10 protein-coding genes are annotated in these 9,217 nt (G+C 71.7%); 4 read left to right on the top strand and 6 right to left on the bottom strand.

Annotated elements, in window-relative coordinates; genetic code table 11:
- Window positions 1-148 precede the first annotated feature (148 nt).
- Window positions 149-538: a hypothetical protein gene (locus ABZ484_RS21890; RefSeq protein WP_358867571.1), complete on the top strand. Its 390-nt coding sequence runs from the start codon at window positions 149-151 to the stop codon at window positions 536-538.
- Window positions 539-689: 151 nt separating this feature from the next.
- Here the strand turns inward: ABZ484_RS21890 and ABZ484_RS21885 are convergent, their stop codons facing one another.
- Window positions 690-1,244 (bottom strand): MarR family winged helix-turn-helix transcriptional regulator, encoded by a 555-nt coding sequence (locus ABZ484_RS21885; RefSeq protein ID WP_358867570.1) that lies wholly within the window; start codon window positions 1,242-1,244, stop codon window positions 690-692.
- Between the two features lie 13 nt (window positions 1,245-1,257).
- On the opposite strand from ABZ484_RS21885, the gene ABZ484_RS21880 reads away from it, so the two are divergent.
- Complete coding sequence (locus tag ABZ484_RS21880) at window positions 1,258-1,767, top strand: carboxymuconolactone decarboxylase family protein (RefSeq protein ID WP_358867569.1); 510 nt, start codon at window positions 1,258-1,260, stop codon at window positions 1,765-1,767.
- Window positions 1,768-1,827: 60 nt separating this feature from the next.
- On the opposite strand, the gene ABZ484_RS21875 is transcribed toward ABZ484_RS21880, so the two are convergent.
- Together ABZ484_RS21875 and ABZ484_RS21870 are read right to left on the bottom strand one after the other, a co-directional pair.
- Window positions 1,828-2,385 carry a DoxX family protein gene (locus ABZ484_RS21875; RefSeq protein WP_358867568.1) on the bottom strand — a complete coding sequence of 186 codons (558 nt, stop codon included), beginning with the start codon at window positions 2,383-2,385 and terminating at the stop codon, window positions 1,828-1,830.
- 171 nt (window positions 2,386-2,556) lie between these two features.
- Window positions 2,557-2,787, bottom strand: a complete 231-nt coding sequence (locus tag ABZ484_RS21870) for a hypothetical protein (RefSeq protein WP_358867567.1) — start codon at window positions 2,785-2,787, stop codon at window positions 2,557-2,559.
- A gap of 856 nt (window positions 2,788-3,643) precedes the next feature.
- On the opposite strand from ABZ484_RS21870, the gene ABZ484_RS21865 reads away from it, so the two are divergent.
- Window positions 3,644-5,587, top strand: coding sequence for an ABC transporter ATP-binding protein (locus ABZ484_RS21865; protein ID WP_358867566.1), 1,944 nt, complete (start codon window positions 3,644-3,646; stop codon window positions 5,585-5,587).
- Complete coding sequence (locus ABZ484_RS21860) at window positions 5,584-6,489, top strand: serine/threonine-protein kinase (RefSeq protein WP_358867565.1); 906 nt, start codon at window positions 5,584-5,586, stop codon at window positions 6,487-6,489. Before ABZ484_RS21865 ends, ABZ484_RS21860 begins: the two co-directional genes overlap by 4 nt.
- A gap of 27 nt (window positions 6,490-6,516) precedes the next feature.
- Here ABZ484_RS21860 and ABZ484_RS21855 read toward each other — a convergent pair whose 3' ends face one another.
- From ABZ484_RS21855 to ABZ484_RS21845, 3 genes are all read right to left on the bottom strand, one after another.
- Window positions 6,517-7,299, bottom strand: coding sequence for a hypothetical protein (locus tag ABZ484_RS21855; RefSeq protein WP_358867564.1), 783 nt, complete (start codon window positions 7,297-7,299; stop codon window positions 6,517-6,519).
- A complete protein-coding gene (locus tag ABZ484_RS21850) occupies window positions 7,289-7,879 on the bottom strand; it encodes an RNA polymerase sigma factor (RefSeq protein ID WP_358867563.1) in 591 nt (196 codons plus the stop codon). Before ABZ484_RS21850 ends, ABZ484_RS21855 begins: the two co-directional genes overlap by 11 nt.
- Window positions 7,880-8,027: 148 nt before the next feature.
- On the bottom strand, window positions 8,028-8,873 hold the full coding sequence (locus tag ABZ484_RS21845; protein WP_358867562.1) for an LLM class flavin-dependent oxidoreductase: 846 nt from the start codon (window positions 8,871-8,873) through the stop codon (window positions 8,028-8,030).
- Window positions 8,874-9,217 lie beyond the last annotated feature (344 nt).

Raw genomic sequence — 9,217 nt, 5'->3', positions numbered from 1 at the left:
CGCGGCAGGTGGCCAGGTGCGTATGATTGTCCGCGCAAACTTCGCCGAATGAATTCGGCCGGATTTCAATGGCGTGGACGTGCCGTGGGGCCGGAAATCGCGGCCGTGCACAATCACGTCCTGATTCTCCTTGGGAGGAGACGCAGTCATGCATGCCCACCTGACCACGGACGACTGGGGGCTCATCGCTGCCGCGGTCACCGTGGTCTACATGGTCGCGATGTACTGGTGCATGCCGACGCCGAAGGCGAAGCAGCGCATGGTCATCGCCCCGTTGGCCGGCTGGGTGTTTCTACTGCCCAATGCCATGATAAAAGGCTATTCCGTCCCGCACACCCTGTATTTCTACAGTTTCGCCCTGATGATGTTCATCGTCATGCTGGCGCCGGTTGCGAAAAGGGTCGCAGCCGATATTGCGGAACAGGAAGAGAAGCCTTGGGACAAGGTGCCTCTCAACACCTTCTCCTTGTACTGGATCGCCGGCTCGGCCACGGTGTGCACCGTGGGAATGGTCTACCTCTGGCCGTTCCTCGCCTAGCGGAGAGGCGGGGCGATCCTGACCGTCGGAGGCGGCGGAGGTCGCGGAGATCGCTGCGGTCTCGGGGGCCGCTGTGGGAGCCGCCCTCGCCGGCGAGATGCCGGGCGCCCGGCCGAGGCACTCCGCCGCGCGGCGGCGCCGCCGGTGGGCTTCAGGCCGTACCGCCCATCCAGCCCGCCGCGTCCAGGCGGAACGCCCCGGGGGCCACGACGGTGCTCAGGTCGTCCTCGATGGCGCCCAGACGGTCCTCTCCCAGTCGGGCGGCCCACTCGGCGCGCAGCCGGTCGAAGATCGCGGCCGAGCGGGCCAGGACGTCGAAACCGCGCTCGGTCAGGCGCACCACCTTGCGGCGGGCGTCGGCGGGGTCGTCGCAGCGCTGGGCGTAACCGAGGGCGACCAGGCGATCGACGGTCTTGCCCGCCGCCTGCTTGGAGATGCCCAGGCGGCGGGCGATGTCGCTGGCGGCGCTGCCCTGCGGGCCGATCGCCTGGAGGGCGAACCCGTACGCCGGGCGCACCTGCGGGTGTCCCTGCTCGGCGAGTTCGGTGTGCAGCGCGTCGATGAGTGTCCTGAAGCCCGCGAACAGCAGCAGCGGCAGCTCGTAGCCGGCTCTCGGGCGGTCGGCGTCGCCGCCGTGCGCGTCCTCGCCACCCTTCCCCGGAAAGGCAACCTGGTTTACCATCTTATCGTCAACCATGTTGACCATCTTAGGAGGTGCCATGTTCGCCGCACACACCATGGGGAGCGCCCCCGAGGCGTCGCGACCGGCGATGCGGTCCGTCGCCGACGGCTTCGGCGGGACACTGCCGGACGCCGTGGCCCGGCTGGCCGCGTCACCCGAGCTGCTCAACGGGTTCCTGTCGCTGAGCGCGAGTTTCGAGGGCTGCACCCTGGACCCGCTCTCCAGGGAGGCCGTCATCATGACGGTCGCCGTCCGCAACCAGTGTCACGTCTGCATCGCCCTGCACACCGGCAAGCTCCGCAAGCTCGGCGCGGACCCCGAGCTCGTCGCCGCCCTGCGCGAGGAGCGCGCTCCGGCCGACGAACGGCTCGCCGCGATCCGTACGTTCACCCTCGACGTCCTGGCCAGTGCCGGCGCCGTGGACGACGACGCGGTCAAGGCTCTCCTGGCCCACGGATACACCGAGCGCAACGCTCTGGAAGTCGTCCTCGGCATCGGCACGTACACGATGTCGACCTTCGCCAACCGCCTCGTCCGGGCCGCATGAGGCAACCGCCTCGTCCGGGCCGCATGAGGTTCCGGGCCCGACTGCCCGACGGCCGGGCTCTCAGAGAGTCAGGCTGATCGCCGCGCCGATGCCGCCCAGGACGAGGGCGAGGGCCGCTTCGGGCCAACCGCCCGATCCCCAGCGGAAGAACCGGTCCACGGCCAGCCGGCCCGGGCCGATGGCCGCGACGGACAGGGCGACCACGGCGATGCAGACGTTGTACTCGACCCCTTGTTCCGAGACCCACAGGCCGTTCGCGCCGCTGACCGTCACCATGGCGTTGATCATCACGCCGATGAGAGCGGCGGCGGCCAGCGGGGTGAGCAGGCCGAGAGCCAGGCCGAGACCTCCGAGGAACTCGGAGGCACCACCGATCACCGCGAAGACCGTTCCCGGGCGGTAACCGAGGCTCTCGAAGTACCGGCCGGTCGCCGTCAGGCCGTGGCCGCCGAAGAGACCGAACAGTTTCTGTGCGCCGTGCCCGGCCATCAGCAGCCCGACGGTCAGCCTGAGGAGCAGAAGGCCGCCGTCGGCGGCGGACGCGAGGGGGACGGCGGTGCCCTGCGCGGCCGTTTCCGTCGGGCGCGCGGGGCGGGCCAGGATGCGCTTGGTAACCATGGAATGCTCCGGATGTGAATGCTCCGGATGGTCCGGATAGCCCGGATGCTTCCGATCCTTTCGCAGTCGTCACCGTCACGCATCTGGGACACGACACGAAGGGCCGGTTCGGGAGGCCTCCTCCCGAACCGGCCCTTCGTACGTCGAAAGGCGCGCGAATCGCCGCGCGGATCAGAACGTGACGGTCGCGCCGACCTGGTGGTACTGGCCGAGGGTGCCCAGCGCGGTGCCGAGGGCTCCGGCCGTGGCGGCCTGGGCCTGGCCCAGGACGTCCGAGTCGCTGATCGCCGTGGGGCCGGCGACGACACTGGCGTGCGGGGTCAGGCCGCCCAGGCCGCCGGAGACGTTGTCGAGCTCGGCGTCGGAGATCTCGGTGGTCCGGATCTGGGGAGCGGAGTTCATGGGGGAACTTCCCTTCGCATGGGGTGGGGCACATGGGGCGGTCCCGCTGGGGACGGCGAGCCGCCGCGGCCGCAGGTGTGCGGCATCCGTTTCCGGACGCCTTCGCTCCACCGGCGGCGCAACGGATCAAACCACGGAGCGCGCCGCGCATCCATCCAACGACCGCTGCCGCCAGGCCGGTTGAACGCTCCGGTCACGCATCTGTGTGCACGCCGCCACGAAGCGGGAGCAGCTTCTCTACATGCTCCACGACATGGTCGACGAATCCTGAAGCGACAGGTGTTGTCAGAGTGACTCCGAACGGGACACTCCGCACCAATACCGCACCGCCCGGCATGTCTCCGCGCCCCCTCGCCGCCTCCCGTGCCGCCGTTGCGCAATCGCCGTGAAGATTCGCGGCAGCCGGGCCCCGGCAGCCCGCCACCCAGCGAACACCGCCGGGCACGGAAACAGGAACTTTCATGATTTTACGGACAAAAGCCATCCCATTCGCGTCCTGCACCGTATCCAGTACAAGACCCGCTCAAGGAGGAGCGGACAGGAGAGGAAGCACGCCATGGCGATCTTCAAGGATCTTTTCCCGGCCAAGAGCCACGGCCACGGAGGCAGTGGCCATGGCGGCCACGGTGGTCACGGTGGTCACGGCCACAGTGGCCACGGAGACGGACACGGACACGGGCACGACGACTCCTCGAGGAGGGGACGTCGGCACGGTTCGCGTCACGGCGACTACTGATACATGAGGTTCACCACCACCACTGACAAAGGGCCGAAACGGCCGAGCGGACCGGCGCACGAGGGAGCCGGTCCGCTCCGTCGGCATGCCCGGCGGCATGCCGGACGGCAGCTGGTCCGCGTGCGGCAGCTGGTCCCCATACGGCGGCTGCTGCGGGGACGGCAGCTGCTGCGCGGTCTGCTGTCGGTCGGCGCGGACACGGACGCCGTGGTCGCGGCCGCCCCGCCGCTGTCCGTGCGCGAGGTGTTCCGCCGGTTCTGGCCGTACACGCGCGGCCGGCGCGGACGCCTGCTGCCGCTCGCGCTGTTCAGCGTGCTCGGGCCGCTCGTCGACGGCGGGGAGCTGTGGCTGTTCAAGGTGGTGGTGGACGAGGTCCTCGTGCCGAGGGACCTGTCGCCGTTCCTGTGGATCGCCCCCGCCTATCTGGGGCTCATCGCCGTCTCCGGGATCCTGGGGTTCGCCGACGACGTCCTGTCGGCGTACGTCAGCGAGAGCTTCCTGCTGGCCTTGCGCTCCGATGTCTTCCGGCACGTACAGGGGCTGTCGCTGGGGTTCTTCGAACGACGGCGGCTCGGGGACCTGCTGTCCCGGGTCACCGGTGACGTGGACGCCGTGGAGACGTTCCTGCTGTCCGGTGTGGCGGACGTGCTGTACTTCGTCATCCAGCTGGGCGTCTTCCTCGGCCTGCTGTTCTATCTGAGCTGGGACCTCACCCTGCTCGCCCTCGTCATCGTGCCGCTGTTCTGGGGCGCCGCGCGGCACTTCTCCCGGCTGGTCAAGGAGGCGTCCCGGGAGCGCAGGCGCCGCAGCGGCTCGCTCACCGCGGTCGCCGAGGAGTCGCTGGGCAACGTGGCGCTGGTCCAGGCGTACAACCGGCAGGCCTGGGAGGGCCACCGCTTCGAGCGCGAGAACATCGGCAAGTTCCACGCCGCGATGGCCTCGGCGCGGATCCGCGCCGTCTACCGGCCGCTCGTCGAGCTCATCGAGGTGTGCGGTGCCCTCGCCGTCATCGGGCTGGGCACCTGGAAGCTGACCCAGGGGCAGCTCACGCTGGGCGGCCTGCTGGTCTTCCTGGCGCTGATCAGCAGGCTCTACGGCCCGGTCCGCGACCTCTCCCGGCTCGGCACCACCTTCTACTCCGCCTCCGCCTCCGCCGAACGGATCGCCGAACTGCTCGACCAGCGGCCCCAGGTCACCCAGGCCCCCGACGCCCGGCGGATCCGGCGGGCGCGCGGCGAGATCGAGTTCGACGCGGTCTCCTTCCGCTACCCCGGCACCACCCGTCCCGCGCTGTCCGACGTCTCCTTCCACGTCTCCCCCGGCGAGACCCTGGCACTGGTCGGCGCCAGCGGGGCCGGCAAGTCCACCGTCGCCAAGCTGCAACTGCGCTTCTACGACCCCGACCTGGGCGCCGTCCGCCTCGACGGGACCGATCTGCGCCGTCTCGACCTGACCGACGTACGCGAGAGCGTCGCGGTCGTCCTCCAGGAGACGCTCGTCCTGCACGGAACGGTCCGGGAGAACATCGCCTACGGCCGGCCCGACGCCACCGAGGCCGAGATCGTGGCGGCGGCACGCGCCGCCGACGCCGACGGCTTCATCCGGCTGCTGCCGGACGGGTACGACACGGTGGTCGGCCAGCGCGGCCGGACGCTGTCCGGCGGGCAGCGCCAGCGCCTGGCGATCGCCCGCGCGATGATCAGGGACGCGCCCGTGCTGCTCCTGGACGAGCCCACCACCGGCCTCGACGCCCAGTCCGGCCACCGGATCATGGACCCGCTGCGCCGTCTCATGGCCGGCCGCACGACCGTCGTCATCTCGCACAACCTGCTCACCGTCCGCGACGCCACCCGGGTGGTGGTCCTCGACCACGGCCGGGTCGTCGAGTCCGGCACGCACGATGAGCTGTTCCTGCGGGACGGCGCCTATGCCCGCCTCCACCGGCTGCACGCCCCGACGCCCGGCCCGGCGGGCACCATGACCGGCCCCGAGGGAACCATGACGAATCCCGAGGGCACCATGACCGGTCCCGAGGGCAACGGATCGGGGAGGGCGCGGCCGTGACCGAGACCCGGGTGCGTGCTTCGGCCGGCCCCGCCCCGCCGCTGCCGCCGGGCACCCGGCCGCTGCCCGGATACGTGTTCCTCGCACATCTCACGCGCACCGGATGGCTGGACCTGTACGACTCCTGGAGCGAGGAACGCGACTGCCGGTGCGTCGTCAAGGTGGTGCGCCCGGACCGCCGCGGCGAGGCGGACCTGACCGAACGGCTGCTGCGCGAGGGGCAGTGGCTGCGCGACTTCACCCACCCGCACCTGGTCCGCGCCTACGAGTTCTTCGTGTCGCCCGAGCCGCTCGTCGTCCTGGAGACACTGAGCGGGGAGACCCTGTCCCATCTCGTCCACCGGCTGAAGCGGCGGCCCTCCGCCACCGACCTGGCCGTGCTCGGGGCGCAGCTGTGCTCCGCGGCCCACTATCTGCACGGCCGGGGCCTGCTGCACCTGGACCTCAAGCCGTCCAACGTCGTGGTGGAGCGCGGCCACGCCAAGGTGCTCGACCTCAGCCTGGCCCGCCCGCCGGGCCTGGCCCCGCCGGGAATCGGCACCTTCGCCTACCTCGCCCCGGAGCAGGCACGCGGCGAGCCGCTCACGGCCGCGACCGACGTGTGGGGCATCGGCGTCACCCTGTACGAGGTGGCCTGCGGCAGCCGCCCCTTCACCGCGCCCGGCGACCGCGGCGCGAGCCACCGCGCGAGTTCGTACGGCTACGACTCCGAGGACGAGCGGTACCCGCAGCTGGAGGGGACCGCCCCGCCGGTCGCGGCACGGCGGCGGCTGCCGCGCGAGCTCGCCGTGCTCATCGACGGCTGTCTGCGCACGGACCCGCGGGCACGGCCCACGGTCCCGGACCTGGCGACGTCCCTGCGCGCACTGCTCGAGACGCAGGGGTGCGAGACGCACGGGTGAGAGAACCCCGGCACGGGTGTGAGGACCTCAGGTCTCCGCGCCCGTGGCGAAGCGGGTGGTGGCCAGCACCGTGCCGTCGGGTGCCGTCAACCGGGCGCCGGAGAGCCCGTCGCGGTCGACACCGGCCGGGGTGGGGGCGCCCCACGAGCCCTGGCCCTTGTGGAGGCTGAAGCTGCCGACCCGGACGGTGCTGCCGTCCTTGTGCACCAGCAGGCAGGAGACCCGGCCGCTGTAGGGGGTGCCCACTCCGGCGAGGTCGACGGTCATGAAGATCCAGCCGGGGGTGCCCGCGTGCGCGTAGACCTCGCCGGCCGGCTTTCCCGCCTGGGTCTGGGCGGACATCAGCCCGCCCCACAGCATGTCCGTGTCGCGGTTCGCGGTCGGCTGGGCGGGGCGGGCCATGGTGTCCTCGATGGCCGTGCCGACCGACCAGCCGCCGAACCCGACGGCCAGCACGAACACGGTGGCGACGGCGGCGACCCCCGGCCGCACACGCCGGGCGAACCGGCCCGGCCGGGCCCGGCCGGGCACCCGGGCGAGCGTGCGGCCCTCGTGTGCCGCCGCGCTCGCCGCCGCGTCCTGCGTCAGCATCTGCGCCACCCGGGTCTCGAACCCGACCGGCGGCTCGCTGCCCGGCAGCAGCCCGATCAGCCGGTCGCCGACCTGGGTCAGCTGCCGGATGTGCTCACGGCAGTCCGCGCACCGCTCAAGATGCGCGACGGCGCCGGCCCGCTCACGGGCGGGCAGCACACCGAGAGCGAGCTCGGCGCCGATCTCGCGCAGCTTGTCGCACATCACGTCATTGGGCATGGTCGTCGCCTCGGCACTCGGACGCGAGCGTGGTCCGCAGCTTGCCCATGGCCGCCCGGACCCGGGTCTTGGCCGTGCCCAGCGGGATGTGCTCCCGGTCGGCGATCTGCTGGGCGGTCAGGCCATAGATGCCCGCCATCACCAGCGCCCGGCCCTGCTCGCGTGGCAGTTCCGCCACGGCCGCCCGGAGCCGGGTCGACGCCTCGTCGGCCAGGGCGTGCTGCTCTGGGGTCTCACTGACGACGCCCAGGATGGCGTCCAGGTCCTCGGGCGGCACCGGCTCCGATCTCCGTGACCGGACGGCGTCGATGGCGAGGTTGTGGGCGATGGTGGTCAGCCAGGTCGTCACCGACCCGCGTCGCGAGTCGTAGATCTGCGCGTGCCGCCACGCCCGCTCGAACGTCTGCTGGGCGATGTCCTCGGCGAGTTGCGGGTCTCCGGTGACGGCGATCGCGACACCGAAGACGCGATGCTGGAACCTCCTCACGAAACTGACCGCGAGCTCCGGGTCACCGAGGGCCAGCCCGGACAGCAGAGCCTCGTCCGGGAGACGGCCCACGGTGAACCGGAATCTCGACATATCCCTATATACGGGCCGGAAGCGCCTCGGGATTTCCCGGCTGATACGGAATCCCATATTCCGATTCTCCTCCGGGCCCGCCCACCCGCATGTCCTCCCGTGGGCGGCCCCTCTCGGATGCCCTGCCGGCCACCGGCGGCCCGGTCGGTCAGAGCGCGTCGGCCAGGCGATCGACCTGGTCGGGGTCGAGGCCGTAGCAGTAGAGCATGACCTCGTCGGCGCCCAGGTCTCCGTAGGCGGTGACGGCCTCGCGGACGGCCCGCGGGGTGGTGAGCATGCCGGAGACCATGCGGTCGGGCATGCCGGTGAAGGTGTAGTACGCGTGCATGGCGGCCCGCGCGTCCTCGACGACCTGCTCCGGGCCCAGCGCGACGTTCACCTGCGCGACGAGGCGCGGGGCGCCCTCGCGGCCGTGCTCCTTCCACTGGCCGCGCACCGTGTCGAACAGGCCGCCCGCCCAGGACGGCGGCGCCGCGGCGAGGAAGCCATCGCCCCAGCGGGCCACGCGCTCCAGCGCGACGGGCTTGAAGCCGCCGAAGAGCACCTCGGGCCCGCCGGGCCGGAACACCGCCGGGCCGACGGGGCCCACGCCGTCGCCGTACGGTTCACCGGACCACAGGCGGCGCAGCACCGGCATCTGTTCGTCCAGGCGGCGGCCCCGGGTGCGGATGTCGACGCCCGCGGCCCGGTGGTCGTCCTCGCGGCCGCCGATGCCGAGACCGAGGACCAGGCGGCCGCCGGTCATCCGGTCCAGGGTGGCCGTCTGCTTGGCGAGCAGGGCGGTGTCCCGCAGCGGGGCCAGCAGCACCTCGGTCTGGACGCGGATCCTGGAGGTGGCCCCGGCGAGGACGGCGAGGGCGACCAGCGGTTCGGGATTGTCGTAGACGAGCCGGTCGAGCAGGCCGAGGGTGGTGAAGGGGCCGGCCTCGGCGCGCCGGGCCCAGGTGAGCAGGGTGGCGGGGTCGCCGATGGGAAGACCGATTCCGACGTTCATGAAGAGCCTCCGTGGAGAGGAAACGTGCGACAGGGAGAAGGACGGGTCGACAAGGACAGCTGCCGCCCTCTCCTGCGCCTCGGCGCGATGACTCGGCGAGGCGGGACGCTCCCGCTCTGCGGCGTACTTCCGGGGAGGTCTCTTCAAAGTGCGGCAAGTCTAGGCCGCGTCCGGCCACGGGAGCCAACGCATTTCTCACCGGTTCCACGTGTCGTCCTACAGGTCATTCGGTCGTACGGGACGGGCGGGCGTACGGGACGGGCGGGCGTACGGGACGGGCGGGCGTACGGGACGGGCGGGCGTACGGGACGGGCGGGCGTACGGGACGGGCGGGCGTACGGGAC

It is taken from the genome of Streptomyces sp. NPDC006393, from assembly GCF_040628575.1.
Classification (GTDB): domain Bacteria; phylum Actinomycetota; class Actinomycetes; order Streptomycetales; family Streptomycetaceae; genus Streptomyces.
The sequence above is the reverse complement of the archived record's forward strand: the minus strand, read 5'-3'. Positions and strand labels throughout refer to the sequence as shown.

Bases quoted from the DNA above. Each gene is read 5' to 3' on its own strand.
- ABZ484_RS21875 (WP_358867568.1), bottom strand. From the start codon at position 2,385: ATGGTTACCAAGCGCATCCTGGCCCGCCCCGCGCGCCCGACGGAAACG.
- ABZ484_RS21855 (WP_358867564.1), bottom strand. From the start codon at position 7,299: ATGCCCAATGACGTGATGTGCGACAAGCTGCGCGAGATCGGCGCCGAG.
- ABZ484_RS21880 (WP_358867569.1), top strand. From the start codon at position 1,258: ATGTTCGCCGCACACACCATGGGGAGCGCCCCCGAGGCGTCGCGACCG.
- ABZ484_RS21870 (WP_358867567.1), bottom strand. From the start codon at position 2,787: ATGAACTCCGCTCCCCAGATCCGGACCACCGAGATCTCCGACGCCGAG.
- ABZ484_RS21845 (WP_358867562.1), bottom strand. From the start codon at position 8,873: ATGAACGTCGGAATCGGTCTTCCCATCGGCGACCCCGCCACCCTGCTC.
- ABZ484_RS21850 (WP_358867563.1), bottom strand. From the start codon at position 7,879: ATGTCGAGATTCCGGTTCACCGTGGGCCGTCTCCCGGACGAGGCTCTG.
- ABZ484_RS21885 (WP_358867570.1), bottom strand. From the start codon at position 1,244: ATGGTCAACATGGTTGACGATAAGATGGTAAACCAGGTTGCCTTTCCG.
- ABZ484_RS21890 (WP_358867571.1), top strand. From the start codon at position 149: ATGCATGCCCACCTGACCACGGACGACTGGGGGCTCATCGCTGCCGCG.